The organism is Sphingomonas sp. R86520 (assembly GCF_042466285.1).
Taxonomy (GTDB): domain Bacteria; phylum Pseudomonadota; class Alphaproteobacteria; order Sphingomonadales; family Sphingomonadaceae; genus Sphingomonas.
This window is the reverse complement of sequence record NZ_JAXHBZ010000001.1, coordinates 1,924,831-1,951,697: the sequence shown is the minus strand read 5'-3', so window position 1 is coordinate 1,951,697 and position 26,867 is coordinate 1,924,831. Positions and strand designations below refer to the sequence as shown.

25 protein-coding genes are annotated in these 26,867 nt (G+C 66.0%); 10 read left to right on the top strand and 15 right to left on the bottom strand.

Translation table 11 applies throughout. From position 1 onward, the window contains the following. The first annotated feature begins 255 nt into the window (after positions 1-255). Positions 256-774: an FMN reductase gene (locus SJY41_RS08875; RefSeq protein ID WP_380780924.1), complete on the top strand. Its 519-nt coding sequence runs from the start codon at positions 256-258 to the stop codon at positions 772-774. Positions 775-1,076: 302 nt separating this feature from the next. Here the strand turns inward: SJY41_RS08875 and SJY41_RS08870 are convergent, their stop codons facing one another. Next, complete coding sequence (locus SJY41_RS08870; protein ID WP_380780922.1) at positions 1,077-2,489, bottom strand: SRPBCC family protein; 1,413 nt, start codon at positions 2,487-2,489, stop codon at positions 1,077-1,079. A gap of 157 nt (positions 2,490-2,646) precedes the next feature. On the opposite strand from SJY41_RS08870, the gene SJY41_RS08865 reads away from it, so the two are divergent. Next, positions 2,647-3,171, top strand: a complete 525-nt coding sequence (locus SJY41_RS08865) for a nuclear transport factor 2 family protein (protein ID WP_380780920.1) — start codon at positions 2,647-2,649, stop codon at positions 3,169-3,171. Positions 3,172-3,303: 132 nt separating this feature from the next. Here the strand turns inward: SJY41_RS08865 and SJY41_RS08860 are convergent, their stop codons facing one another. Genes SJY41_RS08860 through SJY41_RS08850 form a run of 3 tightly spaced genes read right to left on the bottom strand, consistent with a single transcriptional unit; the run spans position 3,304 to position 5,880 of the window. Continuing rightward, the gene (locus SJY41_RS08860) at positions 3,304-3,849 is read right to left on the bottom strand and encodes a nuclear transport factor 2 family protein (protein WP_380780918.1); all 546 of its coding nucleotides are present in this window, start codon (positions 3,847-3,849) and stop codon (positions 3,304-3,306) included. Continuing rightward, a complete protein-coding gene (locus tag SJY41_RS08855; protein WP_380780916.1) occupies positions 3,846-4,721 on the bottom strand; it encodes an SDR family NAD(P)-dependent oxidoreductase in 876 nt (291 codons plus the stop codon). Before SJY41_RS08855 ends, SJY41_RS08860 begins: the two co-directional genes overlap by 4 nt. After that, positions 4,714-5,880, bottom strand: coding sequence for a CaiB/BaiF CoA transferase family protein (locus SJY41_RS08850; protein WP_380780914.1), 1,167 nt, complete (start codon positions 5,878-5,880; stop codon positions 4,714-4,716). Before SJY41_RS08850 ends, SJY41_RS08855 begins: the two co-directional genes overlap by 8 nt. A gap of 161 nt (positions 5,881-6,041) precedes the next feature. Between SJY41_RS08850 and SJY41_RS08845 the strand changes: the two genes are divergently transcribed. The 6 genes from SJY41_RS08845 (at position 6,042) to SJY41_RS08820 (ending at position 12,868) form a co-directional block, all read left to right on the top strand. Further along, complete coding sequence (locus tag SJY41_RS08845) at positions 6,042-7,208, top strand: acyl-CoA dehydrogenase family protein (protein WP_380780912.1); 1,167 nt, start codon at positions 6,042-6,044, stop codon at positions 7,206-7,208. 84 nt (positions 7,209-7,292) lie between these two features. Continuing rightward, positions 7,293-8,177: an HpcH/HpaI aldolase/citrate lyase family protein gene (locus SJY41_RS08840; protein ID WP_380780910.1), complete on the top strand. Its 885-nt coding sequence runs from the start codon at positions 7,293-7,295 to the stop codon at positions 8,175-8,177. Continuing rightward, the gene (locus tag SJY41_RS08835; protein WP_380780908.1) at positions 8,174-9,424 is read left to right on the top strand and encodes an acetyl-CoA hydrolase/transferase family protein; all 1,251 of its coding nucleotides are present in this window, start codon (positions 8,174-8,176) and stop codon (positions 9,422-9,424) included. The genes SJY41_RS08840 and SJY41_RS08835 overlap by 4 nt, the downstream gene beginning before the upstream one ends. Next, positions 9,424-10,191 carry an enoyl-CoA hydratase/isomerase family protein gene (locus SJY41_RS08830; protein WP_380780905.1) on the top strand — a complete coding sequence of 256 codons (768 nt, stop codon included), beginning with the start codon at positions 9,424-9,426 and terminating at the stop codon, positions 10,189-10,191. The genes SJY41_RS08835 and SJY41_RS08830 overlap by 1 nt, the downstream gene beginning before the upstream one ends. A gap of 59 nt (positions 10,192-10,250) precedes the next feature. Then, complete coding sequence (locus tag SJY41_RS08825) at positions 10,251-11,609, top strand: SRPBCC family protein (RefSeq protein WP_380780903.1); 1,359 nt, start codon at positions 10,251-10,253, stop codon at positions 11,607-11,609. Next, on the top strand, positions 11,606-12,868 hold the full coding sequence (locus SJY41_RS08820) for an MFS transporter (RefSeq protein WP_380780901.1): 1,263 nt from the start codon (positions 11,606-11,608) through the stop codon (positions 12,866-12,868). Before SJY41_RS08825 ends, SJY41_RS08820 begins: the two co-directional genes overlap by 4 nt. 491 nt (positions 12,869-13,359) lie before the next feature. Here SJY41_RS08820 and SJY41_RS08815 read toward each other — a convergent pair whose 3' ends face one another. The 5 genes from SJY41_RS08815 to SJY41_RS08795 form a co-directional block, all read right to left on the bottom strand. Then, positions 13,360-13,566: a hypothetical protein gene (locus tag SJY41_RS08815; RefSeq protein ID WP_380780899.1), complete on the bottom strand. Its 207-nt coding sequence runs from the start codon at positions 13,564-13,566 to the stop codon at positions 13,360-13,362. A gap of 110 nt (positions 13,567-13,676) precedes the next feature. After that, positions 13,677-14,534 carry a TauD/TfdA dioxygenase family protein gene (locus SJY41_RS08810; protein ID WP_380780897.1) on the bottom strand — a complete coding sequence of 286 codons (858 nt, stop codon included), beginning with the start codon at positions 14,532-14,534 and terminating at the stop codon, positions 13,677-13,679. A gap of 43 nt (positions 14,535-14,577) precedes the next feature. Further along, on the bottom strand, positions 14,578-15,267 hold the full coding sequence (locus SJY41_RS08805; RefSeq protein ID WP_380780895.1) for a TetR/AcrR family transcriptional regulator: 690 nt from the start codon (positions 15,265-15,267) through the stop codon (positions 14,578-14,580). A 5-nt stretch (positions 15,268-15,272) separates the two neighbouring features. After that, a complete protein-coding gene (locus SJY41_RS08800) occupies positions 15,273-16,025 on the bottom strand; it encodes an SDR family NAD(P)-dependent oxidoreductase (protein WP_380780893.1) in 753 nt (250 codons plus the stop codon). A 109-nt stretch (positions 16,026-16,134) separates the two neighbouring features. Beyond that, positions 16,135-16,911, bottom strand: a complete 777-nt coding sequence (locus SJY41_RS08795; RefSeq protein WP_380780891.1) for an SDR family NAD(P)-dependent oxidoreductase — start codon at positions 16,909-16,911, stop codon at positions 16,135-16,137. Between the two features lie 227 nt (positions 16,912-17,138). Here SJY41_RS08795 and SJY41_RS08790 point away from each other — a divergent pair, with 227 nt between their 5' ends. Further along, the gene (locus SJY41_RS08790; RefSeq protein ID WP_380780889.1) at positions 17,139-18,071 is read left to right on the top strand and encodes an SDR family NAD(P)-dependent oxidoreductase; all 933 of its coding nucleotides are present in this window, start codon (positions 17,139-17,141) and stop codon (positions 18,069-18,071) included. Positions 18,072-18,271: 200 nt separating this feature from the next. Here SJY41_RS08790 and SJY41_RS08785 read toward each other — a convergent pair whose 3' ends face one another. Next, positions 18,272-19,912 carry an AMP-binding protein gene (locus SJY41_RS08785; RefSeq protein ID WP_380780887.1) on the bottom strand — a complete coding sequence of 547 codons (1,641 nt, stop codon included), beginning with the start codon at positions 19,910-19,912 and terminating at the stop codon, positions 18,272-18,274. A 79-nt stretch (positions 19,913-19,991) separates the two neighbouring features. Then, a complete protein-coding gene (locus tag SJY41_RS08780) occupies positions 19,992-21,470 on the bottom strand; it encodes a class I adenylate-forming enzyme family protein (RefSeq protein WP_380780886.1) in 1,479 nt (492 codons plus the stop codon). Positions 21,471-21,550: 80 nt separating this feature from the next. Here SJY41_RS08780 and SJY41_RS08775 point away from each other — a divergent pair, with 80 nt between their 5' ends. Beyond that, a complete protein-coding gene (locus SJY41_RS08775; RefSeq protein WP_380780884.1) occupies positions 21,551-22,534 on the top strand; it encodes an enoyl-CoA hydratase/isomerase family protein in 984 nt (327 codons plus the stop codon). On the opposite strand, the gene SJY41_RS08770 is transcribed toward SJY41_RS08775, so the two are convergent. From SJY41_RS08770 to SJY41_RS08755, 4 genes are read right to left on the bottom strand one after another with little or no spacing between them, the layout of a single operon-like run. Then, positions 22,463-23,869 carry an amidohydrolase family protein gene (locus SJY41_RS08770; protein ID WP_380780882.1) on the bottom strand — a complete coding sequence of 469 codons (1,407 nt, stop codon included), beginning with the start codon at positions 23,867-23,869 and terminating at the stop codon, positions 22,463-22,465. The genes SJY41_RS08775 and SJY41_RS08770 overlap by 72 nt on opposite strands. Beyond that, positions 23,863-25,032: a CoA transferase gene (locus SJY41_RS08765; protein ID WP_380780880.1), complete on the bottom strand. Its 1,170-nt coding sequence runs from the start codon at positions 25,030-25,032 to the stop codon at positions 23,863-23,865. Before SJY41_RS08765 ends, SJY41_RS08770 begins: the two co-directional genes overlap by 7 nt. Before the next feature lies 1 nt (position 25,033). Then, positions 25,034-26,527, bottom strand: a complete 1,494-nt coding sequence (locus SJY41_RS08760; protein ID WP_380780879.1) for a class I adenylate-forming enzyme family protein — start codon at positions 26,525-26,527, stop codon at positions 25,034-25,036. A gap of 9 nt (positions 26,528-26,536) precedes the next feature. Then, positions 26,537-26,830 carry a hypothetical protein gene (locus tag SJY41_RS08755; protein ID WP_380780877.1) on the bottom strand — a complete coding sequence of 98 codons (294 nt, stop codon included), beginning with the start codon at positions 26,828-26,830 and terminating at the stop codon, positions 26,537-26,539. Positions 26,831-26,867 lie beyond the last annotated feature (37 nt).

The following is a 26,867-nucleotide window of genomic DNA, read 5'->3' as shown; positions in this document are numbered from 1 at the left end:
TGGCCGAACTCTTCGGGCGGGGGCGGTACGGGGTCAACACGCCCCCGCGATATGTGCCGGGCGGCGGTCGGATCGGCTTCACCGAAGCGCTGGAATCGGCCTAGCTCGCAACCCGAAACGGGCGCGTCGCAGCGGATGCGAAACGGCTCGGATTCGAGACGATCGAGGTCCACGGCGCGCATGGTTACCTGGTCGATCAGTTCTTCTGGGACGGCACCAACGCGCGGACCGATCGCTACGGCGGCGCGACGCTGCGTGAGCGCGCTATGCCGCGAGGTGATCGCCGTGATCCGCACCGCGGTCGGCCCGGACTATCCGATCGTCCTGCGCGTGAGCCAGTGGAAGCAGCAGGACCTGAAGGCACGCCTTGCCCACACACCCGCGGCGATGGCCGACTGGCTCGTGCCCCTGGTCGAGGCGGGGGTCGATATCGTGCATTGTTCGCAGCGGCGGTTCTGGGAACCGGAGTTTCCGGAGATCGATGGCGCCGACGGGCTGAACTTCGCGGGTTGGGCGCAGAGGTTGACCGGCGCGGCGACGATCAGCGTCGGCTCGGTCGGCCTGTCGGGCGATTTCATCGGCGTGTTCCAGAACCAGGTTTCCGCACCAACCGACCTCGACGCGCTGGTGCGGCGGATGGAGCGCGGCGAGTTCGACCTGATCGCGGTCGGTCGCGCGTTGATCACCGATCCGGATTGGGCGAACACGGTGCGGATGGGTAACGTGGCCGGGATGCTGCCGTTTGCGGCGGCGGCCGTAGGGGCGTTCGTCTAGCGCAGGTCGACATCCGCCTCGGATAGGGCATCGGTAGATGAGGAATCACTCCGTCACCCGGTCCAGTCCGGTGGTATTCCATCGGACATCCAGGCGCCTTCCAATATTGCCACGGCAGTTCTGTTCTCCCGCGAAGGCGGGAGCCCAGTTTGAGTCCCCGCCTTCGCGGGGAAACACGGTTCACATGTCCGGTTGGAAAAAATGTTGAACAGGCCCGCATGGCGATGCCGTACCAAGACGGGCTCACGCTGGACGTCGATCAGCCCGATCGGAGACGCGCCTCGCACCAAGATTCGCGGCTTTCAGAACCCAAGTTCGAGGATCTTGCCGTCGAAATTGCCGCCGAGAAGATGCGTCGCCGTCGCCAGCTTCTCCGACGGGACACCCTTCAGATGGCCGTCGATGATGCGATTATAGTTGCTGATGAGACCCTCGATATCCTTCGACAGCCGCATGAAATCGAAGCCGGTGGCGTGCAGGCCCTTTTGCTGGATTGGGATGTTGGCGTAATCCTGGCGCGGAATTGGCGGGAAATCCTGGCTGTTATAGGGCAGGATGGTCGGCTCCATGACCGTCTCGTGCTCGGCACCCTCGGCGACGTGCGTGAGTGACCAGAGCTCGAAGGTGCAGCTCTCGGGTCCGAGCGGACGAATGCGATAAGCCGACATGCTGGAGAATAACGGCAACAGGAAATAGTTCGGGAAGATGAACTCGACCGCATTGATCGGGTCGGATACCGCGACCGCATTGAGATCGGGCACGTCTTCGCCCGCCGCGCGCAACTGCTCGGTGATCTGGTGGTTGAGGATGCCGTACCACATCATCACCGCCTGCTGCGGATCCTCGGGCAGCTCGACGTCAGCGAGCTGGCGCGCAATCGCGACCTCCTTTTCGTGGACCATGCCGGACATACCTTCGCTCAGCAGTCCGAGATGCTTGATCTGCGCCTTGATGTTGTCGCGCACGCTCATGTTCGGGTTGATCGGTATGCCGATGCCGCCGGTATCCATGCCGTACATCGCGTTGTAGAGCATCGGTGCGGCCTGTTGCAGTTGCGGATGCGTCTTCATCACGTGGTAGCCCTCCATGAAGGCCTCCATCGCGACTTTCCAGTTCGCCGGCAGGACCGTCTGGTACCACCATTCCGCGCGCAGCTTGGCGCCGCCATGTGCCTCGATCCTGTCGGTGACGGGCCCGATCGTCGCGCGGAACGAGGGCGCGGCGTCGTCGAAATTGATGAACGCGCAGCCGCCCCAGGTCTCGACCCGGCAGGCGCGCAGGGCCAGATCGGCGGAATCGAGCTGTTCCTCGCTGAACATGTGCCGGCCGTAGACAAAGGTGTTCTTGCCCTCGATGTTCCAGCGCCAGCCGTGGAAGGGACAAATGAATCCCGGCGTCTTGCAGTTGCCATGGTCACCTGTCCCCACGAACGGCACACCGCGGTGGCGGCAGGCGTTGTGGAACGCCTTCACGCCGTCTTTGGTCTGCACGACGATGACCGACTTGCCGAGATTGGTGTATTCGACATAGTCGCCGATATTGGCGATCTGCTCGAGGCGGCATGCCATCTGCCAGACGTGCGGCCACAGGCGCTCTGTCTCGAGGCGGTAGAATTCCTCGTCGTAATAACGCTGCGTCGGGATCCGTTCGGGATTTTCAACCGAGAATGGAACAGGCCGTTCCATGTCCATCACGCCCATCGCTAACCTCACCATCTTGTTATTCGGTCAAATGGTAAACCTGCGGCCGACCCGTACAAGCGCGAACCCCCGCCGCCCACGCGATATCGCCGCACCGATACACGCGGGCCCGCGCTGGAGATCGCGTGGTCCGGATACTAGCCTCGGGTCGACCATGCGCGAGGAGTATCCCATGACAGACACATCTGAGATGGCGGAAATCATCGCGCATCACCGTATCCAGCGCTGCATCGTGGCGCTGGCGCGGGGCGAGGACCGGCGCGATGCGGGGATCATCTCGGGATGTTTCTGGCCTGATGCGAGTGTCAATTTCGGGATCTTCACCGGCTCGTTCGACGAATATCTGGCTTGGGTCGTGCCCGGTGCCGACAGCATCCCGGTGACGCTGCATACGCTGGGCCAGAGCCTGATCCAGGTGCAGGGTGACACGGCGGTCGTCGAGACGCACGTCACCGCCTATCACCGGATCGATTTCGGCGAGGCCGAGCACGACGTGATCCTGGTGGGGCGCTACCTCGACCAGATGGCGCGGCGCGATGGCGGGTGGCGGATCGCCAAGCGGACGATGCTCTACGATTGGACGCGCGATCTCGGCGTGTCGGTCGACTGGTCGCGAGGGTTGATGGGGATGCCGTTCCTGCGCGGCAATCCGGTCGGGCGCGCGAAGGGGGATCCGAGCGAGGTGTTCTTCGGCTAAGGCGGGGGGCGTTCCCGTACAAACCACCACGTCATCCTGACGAAAGTCAGGACCCAGAGCCAGAGAGGCTGCCGCCACGTTAACCCCGGGTTCTGACTTTCGTCAGGATGACGGGGGGCTTGTTCGCGCTGATCATGCCGGGACGAACGGTTCGCGCAAATTCGTCAGCGGCCGGCGGTACGACAGGTCACTGGTATTGCGCGCGACGACACCGTTAAGGTCGATGCCGGCTATATCTCCGAACGGGATCGGCAGCGTCGGCAACAGTCCCGAATATTCGATCACCGTGTTTCTGCTGGCTACCCGCCACTGGCCGTCGCGACGCTCGAACCGGTCGATATAGCGGCCGCCGGCGATCCAGTTGCTGTCGTCGCGGTTGCGCGCTGCGAACAGGTAATAGGTCTCGGTATGCGCGGTATCGCCGTCGAGGTCGCAGCTATGATTGAGCAGGACATGCTGCGTCGCGGATTGCCCGTGATCGTGCAGGTCCCGCGCCCAGTCGTAGAGTGCGGCCGGCTCGCCCACGAACGGGCCTGCCGCGATCTCGGCATCGGGGTGGAAGGCGGAGAGGAACGTGTCGCGGTCGAACCGGTCCATGCCGCGCGCGAACCGGGTTAAGGCGTCCAGGATATCCTGTCGGTCGAGAAGTTCGCCGAGGCGTGCCATAGGGTCGGTCATCGTGGTTGCTCCGCTATGGGTTTCCAGATCGGCGATCCACGCTGTTCACGCAGCGACGGAATGATCTTCCCGTCGATATCCGTCACGCCGTATTCCTGTGCCAGTTCGGCGGTGATGAAGGTCCCGCCCGAATGCCGCGTGACCGTGTCGTCGGTCGCGAGCGCGACGATCACACGCCCCGGGAATTCGGGGGAGCAGCCGACCAGCGGGTTGGTGACGATGCTCGCCTTCATCGCCGGGTTGTTCTCGATGTTGCGATTGGCGCGCTCGGTAAAGGTCAGTCCCTGCCACAGCGAGATCGACGTCACGTCGTGTGGTTGCAGATCGATTGCCATGTCGCGCGCCATCCGGTCGACCGCGGACTTGCAGGTGCCGAACACGACGCCGTAGGTGTAGGTGACGCCGACATAACCCGAGATCGCGACGATCAACCCCGATTTCTGCGGCGCCATGATCTTGGCCGCATGCCACGCCGCGACGAAGTTCGACTTCACGCCGACATCGACCATCTGCCAGTTGGACAGCGGCTTTTCCCAGAACATCCCCGGCTCGGTCAGATCCTCGGGGATCGCGAACGCATTGTTGACTAGGATGTCGAGACGGCCCTGCTCGCCTGCGACCTGTTCGAACAGCGCCGCGACCTGATCGTCGTCGGCGTGGTCGACGTGAACCGCGATTCCCCTGCCGCCGCGCGCGTCGCACTCCGCCGCGGTCTGGCCGACGGTGCCGGGCAGCGCGTGATCGCCCGCCGCGACCGACCGGCCGGTAACGTAGACCGTCGCGCCCTCCTCGGCGAGGGCAAGCGCGATGCCCTTGCCGATGCCGCGGCTGGCACCCGTCACGACGGCAACCTTGCCGGTCAGTTTACCCATGTCGCTGCTCTCCCGTCTGTAGTTCGGCCAGTATCGCATCGGTGTCCGCACCCAGCGTCGGCGCCGGCCCGGTGACCTTGCCCGGAGTCTTCGAAAAGCTTGCCGGCACGCCCGGAAAGGTAATCGGTCCGTTCGGCGAGTCGACCGTCTCGAAAAAGCCGACCGCCTTCAGGTGCGCGTTGTCGAACAGGTCGTCTGGTGTCCCGAGCGGGGTCGCCGGCACGCCGATCGCGCGGAGCAGGTCGAGCCATTCCTGCGTCGTCCGCTCGAGAAATGTATCGCCGAGCAGGCCGTACATCCGGTCGATCTGTTTGGCACGCTGGCCGAGCGTCGCCATGTCGGGGCCCGCCCAGGCCGGCTTCACCGCACCGACGAAGGCGTTCCAGTGGCGATCGTTATAGACCAAAGCCGAGATATAGCCGTCGCGCGTCTTGTACGGCCGGCGCCCCGGCGCGACGACGCGCGGATATACCGCCGGACCCAGCTTCGGGCTGAACATCGCGCCGTTGGCATGCTCGACCAGCATGAACGAGGCCATCGTCTCGAACATCCCGACCTCGACCTCCTGCCCCTCGCCGGTGCGTTCGCGGTGGAACAGCGCCATCGTCGTCGCATACAGCGCGGTCAGCCCGGCGACCTTGTCGGCGACGATCGTCCCGACATAGCTCGCTTCGCCGGTCAGCATCTGCTGCACGGCGGCAAGCCCGCATTCGCCTTGGATCGTGTCGTCATAGGCGGGCTGGTCGCGCTCGGGACCGTCGCGGCCATAGCCATAGCAATTGGTGTAGACGATGTTCGGGTTGACCGCCGCGACCGCCGCATAGTCGAAGCCGAGCTTGGCGATCGCCTTGGCGCGCATCGAATGGATGAACACGTCTGCGCGTGCGATCAGGCCGCGGAGTGCCGCCTTGCCCTCGTCGCTGCGCAGATCGAGCACGATGCTGCGCTTGCCGCGGTTGACGTTGACGAACACGCCCGCAAGCCCGTGCTCCGGCCCGACCGAGATATAGCGCGCATCGTCGCCGGCAGGCGGTTCGACCTTGATCACGTCGGCACCCATGTCGGCCATGATCTGCGTGGCATAGGGTCCGAAGACGATGCTCGTCAGGTCGACGACCTTGATGCCGGACAGGGGGCCGTGACCCGCCTTACACTCCATGAAACGCTCCCGTTGATGGCATACCGGCTAGGCCAAGGCGCTGACCGAATCCATTCGCCGGAGCGATATGTCGCTGGCCGCGCCTGGGCTCGCGTTGTCGCACCGCGGGGCGACTGCTAGCCGCCGGGCTTCCTCATCTCGCCAGACAAGGTCGATCGCCCGTGGATTTCGCCTTTACCCAGGACCAGCAGAACATCCGCGACGCGGTACTGAAGCAATGCGCGCTGTTCTCGGACGATTACTGGCTCGAACGCGACCATGAGGGCGTCTATCCGCACGACTTCCACACATCGATGGCGGAAGCGGGCTGGCTCGGCGTGGCGATGCCCGAGGCGTATGGCGGCGCCGGGCTCGGCATCACCGAGGCGGCGATCATGATGCAGGCGGTCGCCGAGGCGGGCGGCGGAATGACCGCGGCCTCGACCATCCACGGCCCGGTGTTCAGCCTCGAACCGATCGACCTGTTCGGCACCGAGGAGCAGAAGCAGCGGATGATCCCGCCGATCCTGTCGGGCGCGGAGAAGATGTGCTTTGCCGTGACGGAGCCCAATACCGGGCTCGATACCACCAAGCTCACGACGCGCGCCGAGCGGGTCGAGGGCGGCTACCGCGTCAACGGCGAGAAGATCTGGATCACCAACGCGCACATCGCCGACAAGATGATGTTGCTCGCGCGCACCACGCCGATCGACGAGGTCGAGAACAAGACGCACGGGCTCACGCTGTTCTACACCACGCTCGATCGCAGCAAGATCGAGCACCGGCTGATACCCAAGATGGGGCGCCACGCGGTCGGATCGAACATGCTGTTCATCAACGACCTCTTCATTCCCGAGGAGGATCGGATCGGCGCGGAGGGGCAGGGGTTCCGGATCATCCTGAAGGGGCTCAACCCCGAGCGGATCCTGCTCGGCGCGGAGGCGATCGGGATCGGCCGCAACGCGATCCAGCGCGCCGCGCGTTATGCTCGCGAGCGGATCGTGTTCGATCGGCCGATCGGCATGAACCAGGGGATTCAGCATCCCCTCGCCAAATGCTGGGCGCAATTGGAGGCGGCGAACCTGATGGTGTTGCAGGCGGCGACCAAGTTCGACAAGGGCGAGGACTGCGGGGTCGAGGCAAATGCCGGCAAGTATCTGGCGGCGGAGTTCGCGTTCGAGGCGTGCCACACCGCGATGCTGACGCTGGGCGGGATGGGCTATGCGCAGGAATATCATGTCGAACGGCTGCTGCGCGAGGTGCTGATCCCGCGGACTGCGCCGGTGAGCCCGCACATGATCCTGAACTTCATCGCCGAAAAGGTGCTGGGGTTGCCCAAGAGCTACTGACAAGGGGCATGGAACGAACGCCCTGCCGTCACCCCGGACCGGCTCCGGGATGACGGAAAATCGATGAGGCAGGAGAGAATGTCGATGTCCGACGCACCGCCGCTCAAGATGCGTTCCTGGCTGTTCGCGCCGGGTGATAGCGAGCGCAAGATGACCAAGGCGGTCGAGGGCAGCGCTGACATCGTGCTGCTCGATCTGGAAGATGCTGTAACTGCGGAGAACAAGCCGCTTGCGCGCCGGATCGTGCATGATTTCGTGAAAGACAATCCTGAGCGCGTCCGCATCTGGGTGCGCGTCAATCCGCTTGACGGACCGTACACGCTACCCGATCTCGCCGCGGTCATGCCCGCGCATCCCGGCGGGATCATGCTGCCCAAGGTCCATGGCCGGCAGGATGTCGATCGGCTCGACCATTATCTCTCCGCGTTCGAGGCCGCGGACGGCATCGACGTCGGATCGACGCCGGTGATCGTGCTGGTCACCGAGACTGCCGAGGCGATGTTCCACACCGGCGATTACAAGGGCGCGCCGCGCGTGGTCGCACTGACCTGGGGGGCGGAGGATCTGGCGGACTCGATCGGCGCGAGTTCGAACTGCAATCCCGATGGCAGCTACGGCTTCACCTATGAACTCGCGCGCTCGATGTGCCTGCTCGGCGCGGCGACCGCGGGGGTGACCGCGATCGAGACGATCCAGGGCGATTTTCGCGATCTCGAAACGCTGAAGGCGCGGGCCGAGAAGGTCCGCCGCGACGGCTATCGCGGGATGCTCGCGATACACCCGGCGCAGGTCGACGTGATCAACGCGGCCTTCACGCCGACCGAGGACGAGATCGCCGAGGCGCAGGCGATCGTCGACGTTTTCGCGGCCAACCCCGGCATCGGCGCGATCGGCTACAAGGGCGGGATGCTCGACCGGCCGTATCTGTCGCGTGCGGAGCATCTGCTCAGGCAGGTCGGTCGCGCGTGACAATCGATCTCTCCCGGTATTTGCGTCGAGGCGACCGGATCGTGTTCGGGCAGGCCTGCGGGGAGCCGACCACGCTGGTCGAGGCGCTGATCGCGCAGGGCGCCGAGATCGGCGATCTGTCGGCGTTCATCGCGACGAGTTTTTCCGGGCTGTTCACGCCCGAGACGGCGGACGCGTTCACGCTGTCGAGCATGGGAGCGATCGGCGCACTCAGGAGCATGACCAAGGCGGGCAAGCTCCAGGTGATCCCGGTCCATGTCAGCCAGGTCGGTCCGCTGATCGCAGGCGGGGTGATCGGCTGCGACATCGCGATGATCCAGGTGAGCCCGGCGGACGCCGACGGCAATCACAGTTGCGGGCTGATCGGCGACTATGTCCGTGCCGCGGTCGACAAGGCACGGGTGGTGATCGCCGAGGTCAACGACCGGGTGCCGTACAGTCCCGGCGAAACGATTCCCGCGTCGGCGATCGACGTTGTCGTGCAGGTGTCGCGTGCACCGGTGGAGGTCGCCGGCGGCAGGGTCACGAAAACCGACGAGGCGATCGCGCGCGCCTGCGCGGCCTATATCGGCGACGGCGCGGTCATCCAGACGGGCGTCGGCGCGGTGCCCGATGCGATCCTGCGGCTGCTCGGCGATCGCAAGGATCTAGGGGTGCATTCGGGGATGCTCGGCGACGGGCTGGTCGAACTGGTCGAGGCCGGGGTCATCACCAATGCGCGCAAGGAGATCGACGCGGGCGTGTCGATCAACGGCGCGTTGATCGGCACGCGGCGGCTCTACGACTGGGCGCACCGCAACGCGGCGATCCGCATGACGCCGACCGGCTACACGCATGACGCGGCGGTGCTCGGTCGCCTGTCGCGTCTGGTCACAATCAATTCGGCATTGGAGGTCGATTTGACCGGGCAGGTCAATGCCGAGCAATCGGGCTCGGCGTATATGGGCGGCACGGGTGGGCAGGTCGATTTCGTCCGCGCCGGCGCCCGTTCGCCCGGCGGCCGCTCGATCATCGCGCTCTCGTCCAGCGCGAAGGGTGGGGCGCTCAGCAAGATCGTGGCGACACTGTCGGGGCCGGTGACGACAGCGCGCAGCGACGTCGACGTGATCGTCACCGAATATGGCGCCGCCGAACTGAAGGGCCAGACGCTCGCCGAACGCACCCGCCGCCTGATCGCGATCGCCCATCCGGACTTTCGCGAGACGCTTAGCCAAGCGGCGCATGTCATCCAGCAGCGAGGTTTCTAATGACCGACGCAGTTCTTTTCGAAGCGCGCGCCGATGGCATCGCGATCATCACGCTTAATCGGCCCGACCAACGTAATGCGCTCGGCAAGGACATCCGCGAGGGGCTGTTCGCGGCGTGGGATCGGTTCGAGCATGATCCAGCACTCCGCGTCGCGATCCTGACCGGGGCAGGGGAGAAAGCATTCTGCGCGGGCGGCGACCTGAAGGAGATGGTCGAGCGCGGGCTCCAGGTGCCGCCGCGCGACATGTCCCCCGTCCCCGGCGACAATATCGAGCTGTCGAAGCCGACCATCGCCGCGGTCAACGGCGTCGCGTTCGCCGGTGGGTGGATGATCGCGCAGGCGTGCGACCTGTGCGTCGCCAGCACCGCGGCACGGTTCGCGATCACCGAGGTCAAGGTCGGCCGCAGTTCGCCTTGGGCGGCACCGCTGATCCATATGATTCCGCAGCGGATCATGATGGAGATCATCCTTACCGGCAAACCGATCACCGCCCAGCGCGCGTACGAGATCGGGCTGGTCAATCGCCTCGCCGAACCCGAGGATCTGATGGCCAAGGCGCTCGAACTGGCCGGAGAAATCCTCGACGGCGCGCCGCTGTCGGTGAAGGCGGGGCGCGATACGGTCATGCTCGCGACCGAAATGGGGCGCGCGGCGGCGTTGCAGGCGGCGCGCGCGGCGTCGGAATCCACCTACCGCAGCGAGGATGCGCAGGAGGGGCCGCGGGCGTTTGCGGAAAAGCGCACGCCCGACTGGAAATCGCGGTAGCGATACGGGTTGCACGATGACCTTGTTACAGTGCGCCTTTAAGATAGCGAGGGCGCGCGATGAACGAGATGACCAGGATCGTCGAGACCGCGGACGATCTTCTCGCGCCGGTGACCGTGCCGGTGGATGCCTATGTGTCGAAGGACTATTCGGTCGCCGAGCAGGACCGCCTGTGGCGCCGTACCTGGCTCCAGGCTGGTCGCCTCGAGGATATCCCCGAGGTCGGCAACTTCATCACCTACGATATCCGCGGCGACGGCGTTATCATCGTTCGCACCAGCGAAACCGAACTCCGCGCCTATCACAACGTCTGCCCGCATCGTGGTCGCCGTCTCATCGACGTGCCCGCAGGCCAGCATAACGCCCGCGGCAAGACGGCAAACTTCATCTGCGGCTATCATGCATGGACATTCAACCTTCAGGGGCGATGCACGTATATCCAGCATCAGGATGACTGGCAGGGTGCACTGACCGAGGAACGGACCAGCCTTGGCAAGGTGCAGGTGGACCGCTGGGGAGGCTGGATCTGGATCAATCTGGACCCGACGGCGGCGCCGCTCGCCGAGTTCCTCGATCCGGTGCCAGCAATGCTCGATCCGTACGGGTTGCAGAACATGCGGCCGCGGTGGCGCAAGTGGATCGTGTTCGATTGCAACTGGAAGGTCGCGATGGAGGCTTTCGCCGAGACCTACCACGTGTTCAGTACTCACCCCGAATTCAACGATTTCGGCCAGTTCCGCGGCTGGGCGCACAACCACGGACTCCATACCAACATCGGCTACGAAGCGCCCAAGGGCATGGAGGAGGACTCGGGCAAGCTCCGCGTCGGCACCGGCGATGCGCGCGTGACGACGGCGGAATTGCAGAACTTCACCTGGGCCAACGCCAATACGAACACCACGCGGACGCTGGTCGAGGCGGCCAACAGGCTGATCGACGAATTGCCCGAGGATACGCCGGCGATGGACGTCTCGCGTCACTGGATCCAGTCGGCACGCGCCACGGATGCGGCGCGTGGCGTGATCTGGCCCACCGTGGAACCGTCGCATACGGCGAAGGCTGGTACCGCGTGGCAGGTATTCCCGAACTTCCAGATCGGTCAGGCGGTCAACAACATGCTCTGCTACAGCGCCAAGCCGTTCGGCGACGACCCCGACAAATGCATCTTCGAAGCGGCGGTGTACGAACTGTACCCGGAGGGCGAAGCGCCCGAGACGAACTGGGAATATACCGCGGCCGAGGACTGGCCGCCCGTGCTCCAGCAGGATTTCGCCAACATGGCCGCGGTCCAGCAGGGCATGAAGAGTATCGGCTTCCGCGGCACGCAGCCCAATCCATACATGGAGCGATCGGTGGCGAGCCTCCACTATAATCTCGCGAAGTTCATGGGTGTGGGTGCGCCGCGATCGACGTCGTGAACGGAGACCGGGAGACCCTCTCGACGAGGACCGCGACGGCAACGAGCGCGCGGGCGGAATGGCGCGCGCATCCGATGCTGCCGATCGCCGCGGCGCTCGGCTATGCGACCAGCGTCATCCATATCTACGGGCTCGGGCCGTATATCGCACCGATCAGCGAGACGTTCGGATGGTCGCGCACGCAGGTGACGTTCGGGCTGACGTTGTCGACGCTGGTGCAGGCTGTGTTCGCGCTGCCGATCGGACTGCTGGTCGATCGCTATGGCCCGCGGCGGTTCGGGCTTGTCGGTATCCTGCTGACATGCGGTGCATTCGCGTTGCTCGGTACGGCCAGTGGCACGGCATCGAACTGGTATGGCCTGTGGGGCATCATCGCACTCGCGACGTTGCCGGTGCAGGCGACGGTCTGGACCAGCGCGGTGGCAACGCGGTTCGAGGCGTCGCGCGGACTGGCGTTCGCGATCACGCTGTGCGGCGCATCGGTTGCCGTCGCAGTCTTCCCGTTGCTCGGGACATGGCTGATCGCGCGATATGGTTGGCAAACCGCGGTCGTGATCCAAAGCGGGGTCTGGGCGGCAATCGCGTTCCCGGTGATATTCCTGTTCTTCCGCGGCGCGCACGATGCGTCGCGCGGCGTAGCGGCTACCAGTAAAGCCGATCGACCAGTGCTTGACGGAGTCGCGCTGGCGGAGGGCCTGCGATCCAGCATCTATCTGCGGTTGCTGATCGCCAGCCTGTTGTTCACCTTCACGATCATCGCGCTGGTGGTGCATTTCGTGCCGATCCTCACCGACCGCGGCGCGACCCCGCTTCGCGCGGCCGGCATCGTCTCGCTGGTCGGGCTCTTCTCGATCGGCGGGCGATTGGCGACGGGTCTGCTGCTCGACCGCTTCCGCGCATCCTATGTCGGTGCGGTCGTGTTCATGCTGCCGGTGGTCGGATGCCTGTTGCTGTTAACGGTCGGCAGCACGGTGTTTGGCCAGATGGTTGCGGCGGCGGTCGTCGGGCTGACCCTCGGCGCAGAGGTCGACGTCGTCGTCTATCTGACGACCAGGCATTTCGGGTTGAAGAGCTTCGGCGGACTCTATGGCGGGTTGCTGACTGCGCTATCGATCGGCACTGCCACCGGGCCACTAGGGGCGGCGGCGATCTTCGACCGATATGGCAGCTATGCGCCGTTCCTCTGGCTGACGATCGCATTCATGATCGGGAGCAGCATCGCGTTGTTGAGCCTGCCTGCACCAAAGAGCGCTGCATAATCGGGCATAACGGGGCGTCACACCCCCTGTGCGAAGGTCGGGCTCCAAAGGGAAAGACCTCAACAACCGCCGGAATGCTTCGGTGGCATCCGTCCTCGCCTGGACCTCCGCGTCCGCCGGGGACGGTGCCTCGGATGATTCTCTTTAAGGCCGTACGATCTTCGTCCGCCAAGCTTTGCCCAACAACGCGAGTAAAATGCTTCGCCCCAGCAAGGAGGCGACATCCAGGCCACCTCTGTTTCGTTTAGTCGCCTCGGTCACCTACAGCACTTGCCGGCGGGCGAAGGCCGAGACGCCACCGGCGGTCGGGCGAAGCAGGACCCAATGGAATGGCATTGGCAGGTCGGAAGAAAATCATCGAACCGAACCCGCACCCCGGCCTCACCAGCTTTTACTCGGATCGCCGACACACGCACACTCGGCGTGTGCCCCAAACATCACCGTCCTATCCCTCCGCGCGCGCTCGTCGGCATTGGGGGTGATCCGTTGCCTCAGACCCCGAGCGTGGGGTCCACCGCGTCGGGGGACCGATCCGGCCACGCCTGCTTGATGGTTGCGACGATAGCGTCTTCGGCTTCGGCGCGATTGTGGTAGATCGGCTGCGAATTGGCGATCATCGCGCCATCGGGGCCGAACGCTTCGGCCAGGACCATGCCGCTTTTCGCGTCGTCGACCAGTTCAATGCGAAACCGCCCCATCATCCGTCTCCCGCTTGTCGTGTAGAACGAAAACGGCCCCCGCCGTCCGTGTATCCACGGAAACGACGGAGGCCGCGTACATCACGCTGGCGATATTATTCGATCGATACTTATTCGAACGGCTCTTCGCCCTGCAGCTTGGTGCGATGCATCATCCGGCCGCAGGTCGCATCGTACGGCTCGGCGCGGTGCATCGTGCCGGTATTGTCCCAGATCACGAGATCGCCGGCGGTCCATTCGTGGCTGTGCGTGAACTCCTCGCCGGTTGCCCATTCGCGCAGGCCGTGCAGCGTGCGCTGGCTCTCCTTGGGCGACATGCCGACGACGTTGATCGCGGTATTGCCGAGGACGAGCGACTTGCGGCCCGACTGGTGAGTCCAAACCAGCGGCAGTTCCTGCTCGCCGATGCCCTGCATGATATCGAGCATCTTCATGCTCGGCTCGGGGCTGTAATAGAACAGCGACGCCCAAGCGCCGTGGTTCACGCGAAGGTCGTCGATCTCCGCCTTGCGCGCCTCGGGCAGCGCCTCATAGGCCGCATAGGTGTTCGCGAAGCCGGTGTTACCGGTGCCCTTGGGCGAAGGCTTCTTGCACGACAGCAACGAGGCGAGGATCGGCACCTTGTTCATCGTGCCGTCGATATGCCAGTAAAGCGAGCCGCGCAGAAACGCCGCGCTCTGCGGATTTTCCTTCTCGTCGAGCGTGATCTTGTGGATCACTTCCTCTTCGCCGTCGCGCACTTCGGACGCGAACGTTCCCATCGTCTTGGTGAAGGCGATCTGTTCCTGGTCGGTGAAATTGATCTGCGGGAAGATGAGGATGCCGCGCTCCTGCAGCAACTCCTTAAGCTCCGGCCCGAGTTGGCCATCAAGCAGTTCTTCCTTGGTGTTCAGGATGCGCGTGCCGATCGACGGCTTGATCTCTTCGCTGACGATGCTCAGCGGACGGTCCAGTGCAGCAGTGGCCATGTCTGTTCCTCTCCAAATGTCGCTGAACATGTGTTCAGCACTTTTAATCGATCGCGTCAAGCTTTGCGGGCAGGAGTCGGTCGAGCCAGGCTTCGACGAAGGCGCGCGCGTCGGCGTGGCCGGACGTGATGCCCAGTTCGCTTTCCATCGCCAGCGCACGGCCGATGCCCGCAAGCACGAAGCTGAAGCCCATCGGCGTCGCGCCGTCGGTTCCGAGTCGTTCGCCGAGCAGCCGTTCGATCATCGCGGCCTGGCGCCGACGCATCGCGTCGCTGTGCACCACGATCTCCGCGCCGATCGCCTTGCGGTGATTGGCGAGCGCGACGAATTCGAGCGCGAGCGCATTGCGGCTGGTATCCGCGAAAAATCGCCAAAGCGCGCGGAGCGGGTCGTCGCTGGTCAGCGCACGCTCGATCATCGCGTCGCTCTGCGCAGCGCCGCGCTTGAACACTGCCAGGAAAACATCGTCCGTCGTCGGAAAGTAATAATGGACGAGCGAGGGTTTCAGTCCCGCCTGCGTGGCGATCCGCCGGCTGCTGGCGGCGGCATAGCCTTCGTCGCGGATCACCTGTTCGGCGGCGTCGAGGATCAGGGTGTAGGTTTCGGAGGTATCGGGGCCGATCCGGCGTTTCGTGGTCATCGCCCGAGCATAAGGGGCGAGCGAAGGCGTGCAAACCGGATCGGCGCGCACCGAGTCGAGCTGCGGCGCCCGCGCAAGACCGGTCTGCGGCATGGCGGTCAGTGCGAGCCCATGTAGCGGCCGCCATTGGTGCTGATCGTCTGGCCGGTGATGTAGCTCGCCTCTTCCGATGCGAGGTAGGCGCATGCCGCCGCGATATCCTCGGGCTGGCCGATCCGCTTCATCGGCAGCGTCTTGGCGAACGCATCGGCGTCGATCGGCGCCGCGCGGAGCATCGGCGTATCGATGAAGCCGGGCGGCACCATGTTGACGGTGATGCCACTCGCCGCGAATTCCAGCGCGAGCGCCTTGGTCATGCCCATCAGGCCGCCCTTCGACGCGACGTAATGGCCCTGCGCGGGCGATCCGGTCTGCACCGACGAGGAGGTGATGTTGATGATCCGCCCCCAGCCGCCGGCGAGCATGTCGGGGACGACTTCCTTCATCAGCAGATAGGGGCCGCGCAGGTTGATGCGGATGACCTTGTCGAACAGGTCGTCGTCGATATCCAGGAACGGCGTGAACGGCGCGATCCCGGCGTTGTTGACCAGGATCGAGATCGGCCCGAGTTCGGCGCGGGTGCGGTCGGCGGCGACCTTGATCGCCGCCTTGTCCGAACAATCCGCCTCTATGGCGATCGCCGTACCGCCTGCGTCCTCGACCATCTTCACGGTGTCGGCGGCGCCGGCGGCGTTGATGTCCCAGATGGCGACCTGGGCGGTATCCTCGGCGAGACGGATGGCGATGGCACGACCGATGCCGGAGCCGGCGCCCGTCACCACCGCGACCTTGCCGTTAAGGGACCTCGTCATCGCAATTCCTCTCCGCGGTCGTTCTGGACCTTGGTGGCGAAAGAGCACGCCGGTACCGACCGAGGCAAGCATCGGCCCGCCTCATCGCCCCGGCGAACTCCCGCCGATGCTATGACGGCTCCACCCAGTTCGTCCGGAGCGCGCGGTCGGACATGTACTTGGTCGTGGTCCAGCCGCCGTCGACGACGATCGTCTGGCCGTTGATGAACCCCGCACCCGGCGAACACAGGAATGCGATGGTGCTGGCGATGTCAGACACCTCGCCGAGGCGCGGGAAAGGCGTCGTCTCGACGTTGACGCGCTTGAACATCTCGTCGTCGAACCGGTGGCGGACCATGTCGGTCATCGTCACGCCCGGTGCGACGCAATTGGAACGGATGCCGCGCGGTCCGTATTCGCAGGCCATATGCTCGGTCAGCGAGGTCAGGCCTCCCTTCGCCGCGGAGTATGCGCCGCCGCGTCGCCCGCCGATCACCGCGTAGGTCGAGGTGACGTTCACGATGCCGCAGCCGTCGGCCATATGCCCGATCGCCTCGCGACACAGCCGGAACGGCGCGCGCAGCATCACGTCGAGGAACCCGTCGAGCATCGCGTCATCGGTCTCGTGGAGCGGTTTCGGACTGCCTGCACCGGCGTTGTTGATCAGGAAGTCGAGCCGGCCGAAGCGTTCGATCGCGAGGCCGACGATCCGCTGCGGCGCGTCCTCGGCGGTCACGTCCACGGACAAGGTGGCGAGCCGGTCGGGATCGCCGATGGTTGCCTTCAGCGTCGTCAGCTTGGCGGGATCACGTCCGATGCCGACGATCGCCATGCCGGCGTCGTACAGCATCTTGGCGGTGCCGAGCCCGATCCCGCTTCCTGCGCCGGTGACGATGGCTACCTGCATTGACGGTCCCTTTCGGTGATGTTTCTGGCGATGCTGCCCAGGATCCGGGCAGCATCGGGCCATGGCTTGTCAATCCGGCGGCGGGATTCATCGCCGGGCCGGATTGTCGACGGTGCGCGCGGGCGGCGGTTTCTGGTCTCGCGGACGCATGATACCCGGCATCATGCGGATCGATACGCCGATGGATTGGGGATCGATACGCAGACCGATGCCGAAGGGATTATCGCATGACTGAACTGAGATTCGATGACCGCGTCGTCGTCATTACCGGTGGCGGGCGCGGGCTCGGACGCGCGTACGCAGAACTGCTCGGTGCGCAGGGCGCGAGGGTGGTGGTCAACGATCTCGGCGTCAGCATGGCGGGCGACGGCACGCGCGAAGATCCGGCGGGCGATGTAGTCGCGGCGATCGAGGCAGCCGGCGGCCAGGCAGTCGCCAACCGCGATACGGTCGCGACCTCGGCCGGCGGCAGCGCGATCATCGGACAGGCGCTCGACACCTATGGTCGGATCGACGTGCTGATCCACAATGCGGGCAACGTGCGCCGCGCGCCACTTGCGGAGATGAGCGAGGAAATCTTCCGCTCGGTGCTCGATGTCCATCTGGTCGGCGGCTTCAACGTCCTCCAGCCCGCGTTCGCGGCGATGTGCAAGGCAGGCTATGGGCGGATCGTGATGACCACCTCGATCGGTGGTCTCTACGGCAATCACGAGGTCGCCAATTATTCGGCGGCGAAAGCGGGGTTGATCGGGCTGTCGCACACCGCCGCGATCGAAGGCGCGCCACACAACGTCAAATCGAACTGCATCGCGCCCAGCGCGGTGACGCGGATGTCCGAAGGCATCGACGTCACCCAGTTCCCGCCGCTCGGGCCCGAATTCGTGGCGCCCGCGGTGGGTTGGCTCGCGCATGAAAGCTGCAGCATATCGGGCGAGACGCTGGTCGCGCTCGGGGGGCGCATCGCCACCGCCTATCTCGCGGAGACCAGGGGCGCGTGGCAGTCGGCCTGGACGATGGCCGATGTCGGCGCGCGGGAGGTGGACATCGCGGATCGCGCAGGCTCGTTCGTGTTCCCTGTAGTCCCGACCGAACCCGGGGGGCCGCACGGCTTCCTCAAGCATCTCGGCGCAAGCTTCGAGATGGCGCGCAACCGCGGGTAGGTTTCGTGGTTTCCCCAGAAACCTGAGAAGGTGAAATTGCCAGAGCTACACCGTCACCCCGGACTGGTTCCGGGGTCCACGGTTCCGCAAGGATAAGGCTGGAGGCTCAGACCGCTCTCCTCGCCGTGGAGTGGACCCCGGAACCGGTCCGGGGTGACAGGGTGTTCCGGGGTGACGGGGTGTTTTGCGAACGGTACCCGTCAGATGGCACTCCCAGCCCGCTCGACCAACGTCGCGCGGATCTGTTGCTTCAGGACCTTGCCGGCGTCGTTGCGCGGTAGCGCATCCCACGACGCGACCGCCTCGGGATATTTGAACCGCGCCATGCCGAAGCCCGCCAGGAACGTCGCGAGCATCTCGACGTCGACCGCAGCGTCGCCGCGTGCGACGATGACCGCCACCGCACGTTCGCCGGTCCGCGCATGGGGAACGCCGACGATCGCGATCTCGGCGATCGCGGGATGCTCAGCGAGCAGGTCCTCGATCTCCTTGGGCGAGATGTTCTCGCCGTTCCGAATGATCAGGTCCTTGATCCGGCCGGTGACGACCAGATGGTCGCCGTCCACCAGCACGCCCTGGTCGCCGGTGCGGTAATAGCCCTCGTCGTCGAACGCGCTCGCCTCGTCCTCGGCATGGACGTAGCCGACCAGCATCTGCGGTCCCTTCGCGCGGATTTCGCCGTCATCTGCGATCTTGAGCACGGCGATGCCGGCGCGGCCATCGGTCTCGGCGGCGTGGTCGATATCGTCGCGGTCGATCATGCCAACGGTGGTCACCGGGACTTCGGTCGAGCCATAGACGCGGCTTACCACGGCGTTCGCGAAATACCCGGCAGCGTCGCGGATCAGCGCGGCCGGTACCGAGGCCCCACCACAGATGAACAGCTTGAGATCGGGCAGGCGCGTACCGGCCTTGCGCGCCGACGCCAGCAGATGCTGGAGAAACGGTGTGGCGCCGGCCATGTGCGTGCAGCGTTCGCGCACCATGATCTCGATCGCGGCGTCGGGGTCCCAGCTCTCTATCAGAATCGCTGTCGTGCCGAACAACAACGGCGTCTCGAACGCGTAGATCGAGCCGCCGATATGGCTGATCGGAGAGGGTACGAGGAACCGGTCGCCGGGTTCGATCAGCCAGTGCGCGCCGATCTGCCGGATCAGCGCGTTGATCGAGTTGTGCGTGTGCATCACGCCTTTCGCACGGCCGGTCGTTCCGCTGGTATACATCACCATCCGGACCTCATCGGCATCGAGCGACGGCAACGCTATATCGGGGATAGCGTCGAACAGGCTGTCATAGGCGGTGTGCGGTCCCGCCGCGCCGCGCACCACGACGATCTCCAGCGGCGCCTCCAGCGCAGCGCCGACGCGTGCCAGCATCGCGGCATAATCATGCCCGCGGAACGTTGCGGGCACGAAGATCATGCGGCTGCCGATATCGGCCAGCATGAAGCGCAGGTCGTGATCGCGCAGCGACGGCAGGATCGGGTGCGCGACCATCCCCGCCAGCGTCGTCGCCATGTAGATCACCGCCGCTTCGTGCCAGTTGGGCAGCATGAAGGAGACGACGCTGCCGGGGGCAAATCGCGACAGCAGTGCGCGTGCGAGACGGGTGGCGCGATCGTGGAGGTCGAGAGCGCTGAGCCGCGTGTCGCGATCGACGATCAGGATGCGGTCGGGCGCGGTGTCCGCCTCCTGGCGCAGGGCATCGCCGATCGTGTTGCTCCGCCACCAGCCATCGGCATAGGCGCGGTCGGCACGCTCGGCATCCCAGCGAATGCGCCACCCCAGCGGCGTGACGCGTGTTTCGCCTGGTACGGGTGCCCGCTGCGATGTGTTGTTCAAACCTTCGATCCCCTCCGCCGGGTTTATGCGGCGGCGGGCGAGCGGGGCAAGCGTCGCGAGCAATCGAGCGTCGGGGCGATCACGCGGGATCGTCGCTCGTAAACATCCGCGTCAGCGCGGGGCGGTCGATCTTGAACGACGGGTTCTTCGGCAGCACATCGACGAACCGCCAATGGAGCGGACAATGCGTCGCCGGCAGGTGCTGGCGAATATGCGTCTCGAGCGCGGTGATCGCCGGTGCAGGAGCGCCGGATTTCACCACGATCACTGCGCCGGGCACTTCGGTCACGCGCGCGTCCGGCACGCCGACCACCGCCGCAGCCGATACCGCCGGATGCAGCAGCAGGACCGCCTCGATCGTCTCCGGCAGGATCTTGAAACCGCCGCGCATGATCGCGCCGTCGGCCCGGCCGCGGTGGAACAGGAACCCGTCCGTATCGATGACGGCGATGTCCGAGGTGCGGATCCAGTCCGGTCCCATTCGCGGCGAGACGACCTCCAATATCCCTTCCAAGCCCGGACCGAGGATCTCGCCGGTGTCCGGATGGCGCACGCGCAGCGCCACGCCGGGCATCGCCCGACCGACGCTGCCGAACTTGGCGTCGCCCCATGCGTCGTGAAGCTGCGGGGTCATCGCCGCCACCGGTCCGCCGAACTCGGTGGCGCCGTAGGAGAGCAGGACCGGGATGCCGTAGCGTGCTTCGAAACGGCTGTGCACGTCCCGGTCGAGCGGCGCTGCACCGGTGCTGAAGACGCGGAGCGAGGACAGGTCCGCGGCCGGTACCTCCGCATCGAGGATCATCGCGACCGCGGCGGGTGGCGCGCCTCCCGTCCTGGGACGATAGCGAACGACGAACGCGCGCCAAGCCTCGACCGAGAAGCGGTCGAGCAGGACGATCCGCTTGCCGCGCAGCAGCGAGGCGGCGACGCTGTAGACGCCCGAGATGTTGCCGATCGGGAACGACATCAGGAACGGCGGCTCGGCCGGATCGTCGATCAGCGACATGCCCTGCGCGAGGACGAACTGCGCGATCACCGCATGCGGGATCGCGAACGGCTTGGGTGGCCCGGTCGTACCGCTGGTCAGGATTTCGACGCGGGGCGGACCGTCATCCGGTCGCGGTTCGGCCCGGTCGAAGCCGGTGACGAACTGCGCGCTCATGCCCGACAGCGCGATTCCGGCCATGCTGGAGCAGGCCAGCACCTCGCATATTTCGGGCGTGAAATCCTCCTCCGCCATGACGACGACCGCCGACCCCGCGCGTTCGATCGCGGCCGCGACCGCGGGCGCAGACTGGAACGCGTAAATCGTGCGGACACTGCGGCCATCGACCAGCATCGCAAGAAAAGCGGCGAGCGCGGATGGACGATTGCGCGGGACGAAGCTGACCGTCCCGACGCCGGGGCCGAGCGCAGCGAGCAGCGCCCGCAACTCGGCCGCCAGCCCCTGGACCGCGCCCCAGTCATGCCAGACTCCCTCGAACTCTATCGCTGGACGGAACGGGTCGATCGTCAGCGTTTCGGCGCAGAGTTCGGTCAGCGGTTTCATCGCCACCATGTCTAAGTCGCTTTACCGGACCGGCAAGCGCGGGCACATCGTAGGGGCGGTCAATCGGGCCGGACTCGCGAAGGACTAAAGTGACGAGCGTCGATCCCTACATGATCGATCCCGCGCTCCTGGCGTCGAACTGGGCCGGCGACCGGATGCCTCTCGCGTTCGTCGAGGTCGATCGACTGGCCGACGATTTCGGCGAAATGCACCTGCCGCCGTTTCCGATAATAGGTCTTGGCGATCCGTCGCATCCACGATCACGGCACCTCGATACGATCGTCGAAGCGCCGGCGACGGCCGAGCGTATCGTCGAGCAGGTGACCCGTCATCCTTACGCGGCGGCGGCATCGGTGCAGCTGTTGCGGTGTACCGAAGGCATGCGCGCGCGCGCCGCGCTGACGCTGGAATCGATAACCTACGCGATGCTGCAAGGGAGCGTCGAGCACACGGACTGGATCGTTGCACAGCCACGGACCGACCCTGCGCCGCCTGGCCGGATTGTGCTGAGCCGCGACGACACCTGCTTGCGGATCGTGATCGATCGGCCCGGCGCGCGCAACGCGGTCGATTGGGCACTCCGCGATGCGCTGTTCGAGGCGTTCACGATCGCCGCGCTCGACCCGGACATCGCGCGCGTCGAACTGCGCTCGGTCGGGCCGGCGTTCAGCGTGGGTGCCGATCTGGCCGAGTTCGGAACCACGCGCGATCCCGCGACCGCGCATGGGATCCGGGCCGTGACGCTGCCGGCGCATCCGTTGTCTCGCTGTGGCCCCATCGTCGACGTGCACGTGCAGGGCGCCTGTATCGGCTCCGCGCTGGAGATGGCGGCGTTTGCAGGACGGATCACGGCAGCGCCTTCTGCATGGTTCCAGCTTCCCGAACTGGCGATGGGTATCCTGCCGGGGGCAGGCGGCTGCGTCTCGATCCCGCGTCGGATCGGCCGGCAGCGAACGGCGCTGATGATCCTGTCGGGCAAGCGGATCGACGCCGCGACGGCGCTACGCTGGGGGCTGGTCGATGCGATCGTGGACGCGCCGGCCGTCGATCCAGGTGCCCTGCACTCCGACTGAGGCCAGGTCGTCGCGCGCGCGCGCCCATCTCCGATCGAGCAGGCAGAGATCGGCGGGTGCGCCGATCTCGACATGCCGCCGCCGGCGCAAGTCATCGGGGGCGGCGAGGTACAGGTCCAGCGCTTGTTCGGGGGTAAGCGCTTCGCCCGCACCGATCGTTGTCCCCGAGTGAGTCTGGCGCGAGACCGCGGCGGCCATCGACATCCAAGGGTCCGCGCCGCCGAACGGTGCATCGCTGCCGCCCGCCAGCGTCACACCCGCGTCGAGGAACGCCCGCAGGCGATACAGCAGCAGTTGCTCCTCAGGCGCTACGCTGTCGCGGTACGCGTCGCCGCGCTCGGCGATGAAGTGCGGCTGGCTGACGACCGCGAGACCGAGCCGCGCGATCTCCGTAACGGCGGTGTCGGGCGCGATCGAGGCATGTTCGATACGGTCGCCCCGCATCGCACCCGCCTCGTCGATCGCGGCCAGCGTGAACACCAGTTCGACCTCGGTCACGCAGTGAACTGCGACGGTGCGGCCCCGGTCGTGCGCCTCCCGGATCGAATGCACGATATCGTCGAACGCCGGCAGCGCGGCTTCGTGCAGGTGCAGCTTGACCGGGCCAAGCGTCATACCGTCCGCCATGTCATCCCGGCACAGCGCACTGCGCCCGGCCAGCATGACCGTCTGGGGCAGGTTTCCGTTTGCGCGTTCGGCAGCGAAATGTCGGGCGATCACGGAGTCGTTCGCGGGCGATATCTCCGTAAGGCCGGTCACGCCGCGCGCGGCGAGCATAGTGCCGATCTTTGCGAAGGACGGCAGCCGACCGGCGAGCGCGGTCTTCAGCCATACATCCCCCTCGAACAGTCGCCCGGTGAAGCGTCCATCGACCCGCTCCAACCCCTGCGGTGCGGATCGACCGGCGAGCAGCAGATCGAGCGCCATCGAGTTCAGAAACCACATCCGCCCGCCCCGGTGCTGGATCCGGATCGGCCGGTCCGCCGCGATCGTATCGAGCATCCCGGCGTCGAGCATCCCCGCGACGCTTTGGTGATACCCGATTCCGCGCAGCCAGCCCGTGCCGGAAATGCGCAACGCCGCGGTCAGCGCTGCGATCAACGCGTCCAGGCTGGCGACATGCGGCGGGCCGCATTGCACCGACGCCGCGGCGGCGGCGAGCGCGGCGACGTGGATATGGTGGTCGTGCAGGCCGGGCAGCAGCAATCCGCCACGCGCGTCGATCGACGCTTCTCCCGCGGCCGAGGATAGCTGTCCGATCGCGACGACACGGCCGTTTTCGATGCGGAGATCGGCCAGGCGCCCCCCCTCCAACTCGGCTCCGCGGATCAGCATAGAAGCAGCTCGGCCAGCGCCGTTCGCGTATCGGCGCCCAGTGCCGCTACCGGACCTGTGGTGCGCGATTGCACGGTCGGAAACGGCATTCCCTCGGCCGCAGCCCATGCGATGAGCAAGGCGTCGAAATCGCCTGACCGCCGGGCGATCGCCATCGCCTCCGCAACGACGCCGCTCATGGCGAGCCCGTACCGACCGCCTTGACCCGACTTCCAGGCCTGCCACGCGACGCCGGCCGCACGGATCCCGGTAAGTGGATCGGCGACTGCGTCGCCGACGAAACCGGTTCGTCCGGCGACGTCGTGCAGCGCTGCACCGAGCCCCGCCGACATAGCGCAATCGTCGCCGAAGCCGACCCAGTTCGCAGCATCGCCTTGCGCGCCGTGCCCGGTGATCGTGATCCAGGTCAGTCCCGGTTGTCCGCGGACCAGTTCGTTCGCGCGGATGCCGAGATGCTCGAGTGCGCGCGGCCGCGCGGCTTCGATCACGATGTCCGATCGTGCGATCAGCGCCAGGAGTGCCTCGCGCTCGGCGGCGACGGTAAGATCAAGCGCGACGCTTGCCTTGCCTTGGTTGAGCAATGCGAAAAAAGCTGCGTCACCGCGCCGCATCGCATCGGGCCGCGTCCGGCTCTCGATCTTCGTGACGTCGGCCCCGGCCAGCCACAGAAGGTGTGCCGCCAATGGCCCAGCCCACAAGGCGGACAGATCGAGCACCCGCGGCGCCCGCCTGCCCGGTGGCGAACTTCCAGCTGCCCGCATGATCACCGTGCAGGCACGTACAATATCAGGCGTTCCGTTCGCGGCGGCGATCGCCAGCCCCAGCACGCGGCCGCGCGCGACAAGATCGTCGCCATCCTGCATGACCATGCCGGCTGCAACGGCTGCAACGTCGCGATAGTCGGCGTCAGTCTCGAACAGCGCCGGCAGCAGCGTCCAGTCGTCCGGTCGCGCGAGGTTCAGCGCCACGCCCCCGGTCCGCGTATCGAAAATCCGGCATCCGCCGCCCGCCGATACCCGGCTTGGAATACGGAAGCCGCCGAGCATCGCGCGCTCGCCCAGCAGGGTCGCGCCATCGACCGCCGCGAGCCTTTGCCCGGTCAAGTGTTCGAAATCGCGCACCCAGGTTTCGGCAACATCGGCAAGCGGCATGGCGACTGTCATGTCAGCCCTCGAACAGCTTGCGGACCTCACGCCTGAGCAACTTGCCCATCTCGTTATAGGGCAGCGTGTCGACGAACACGATCCGCTCCGGCACGCGCGACGAGCGCAGCCGGTCCCGGATCAGCGTACGCAACTCCGCTTCGTCGGGGCGGGCATGTTCGGGGCGGCAGGCGAGCGCGACGCCGACCGCCTCGCCCCATTCCGCCGATGCGACCGCGACCGCGGCCGCGTCGGCGATCGCGGCGTGCGTCAGCAGCACGTCCTCGACCTCGCCCGGCGAGATGTTCTCGCCGCCGCGCACGATCACATCGTCCGCGCGGCCAGCGAGGAAGAGATACCCGTCCGCGTCGATCCAGCCGGCGTCGCGCGTCGGGAACCAGCCCTGCGCATCGAGTGCGCTACGTTCCTTGTATTCGCCCGATACCTGGTCGCCGCGGACGTAGATCTCACCGCGTTCACCGGCGGGAAGCACCTTGCCGCCTTCGTCGCGGATCTCGAGTTCGATCGTTGGCAGCGGCCGGCCGACCGACGACAGCCGCGCGCGGATTTCCGCGTCATCCGCACGGTGCGCGGCGCGGTGGTCCTCAGGGCCAAGCAGCGCGACCGTCGAGCTCGTCTCGGTCAGGCCGTAGGCGTTGGTGAAGCCGGTATCCGGGAACAGGTCGAGCGCGCGGTCGATCAGTTCGGCCGGCATGCGACCGCCGCCATAGGCGATCGCGCGCAACGACGCGATGTCGCCGGGCGCCTTCGTATCCATCGCGGTCACGATCCGCGACAGCATCGTCGGCACGACGAAGGCGTTGGTCGCGCGCTCGGCTGCGACCAGCGCCAGCCAGGCCTCGGGATCGAACGCGGGCAGCATCAGGATGCGCCGCATCGCATAGACCGAGCTGAGCACCGCCGCGATTCCCGCGATATGATAAGGCGGGACGCAGACCAGCGCGGCGTCGTCCTCGGGTGCCGACCCGAATTCGACGGTGCCGAGGATATACGACAGCAGGTTCGAATGGCGCAGCACCGCGGCCTTGGGCGCCGCGGTGGTTCCGCTGGTGAACAGCTGAATCGCGATCGTCTCGTCGGTTTCGTCGAGCTCGGGGCCGTCCGCGTGCGCTTCGGCCTCGCGGACGAAATCGGCGCGCGACCACGCGCTATGGCCAACCTCCGTGCTCAGCTTGCCGAGCCGCTCGACATTCCCGATGACATAGGCGGGCGCGATCCTAGCGAGCAGCGCGCCGAGGTCGGCATCCGCGAGCCGGTAGTTGAGCGGCACGTACGGGACCCCCGCGATCGCTGCGCCGAACAGCGCGATTGCGGAAGCCTCGCTGCTTTCGTCGAGCAGCGCGACATGGGTCGCATTGGTGTCTCGGATGCTTCGCGCGGCCCCCTGAGCGGCGCGGTAGAGGGCACCGTAGGACCAGCGTCGGCCGTCGCAGACCAACGCGATCCGGTCGGCGTCGGTATCCGCCGCCATCTGGAGAAAGAGCGAGATGTTCATGGTCGGGCGTCAGTCGGACGCGGGCAGGGGCTTGGCGTCCTTCGTGACGAGCGCGACACCGTCGAGCGACAGCGATCCAGCCCCCTGCTTGACGCACAGCAGCTCGACCGTGCCGCCTGCATCGACATAGCGCTTGCCTATCCGCGTACCGTCGGCGAACGCGGGATCGATTGCGCCGCGCTCGGCGGGGCGCTCGTCCGCCATCGGCGCGCCGCCGCATGCCACCACGCCGTCGCTACCGCCGCGGATGACCATGACTTCGGTGTCGCAGACGACGGATTTGAGCTTCGTTCCGGGCTTCATGGCGTCCTCGAATGTACCGCGTGCCTGTTCGCTCGCT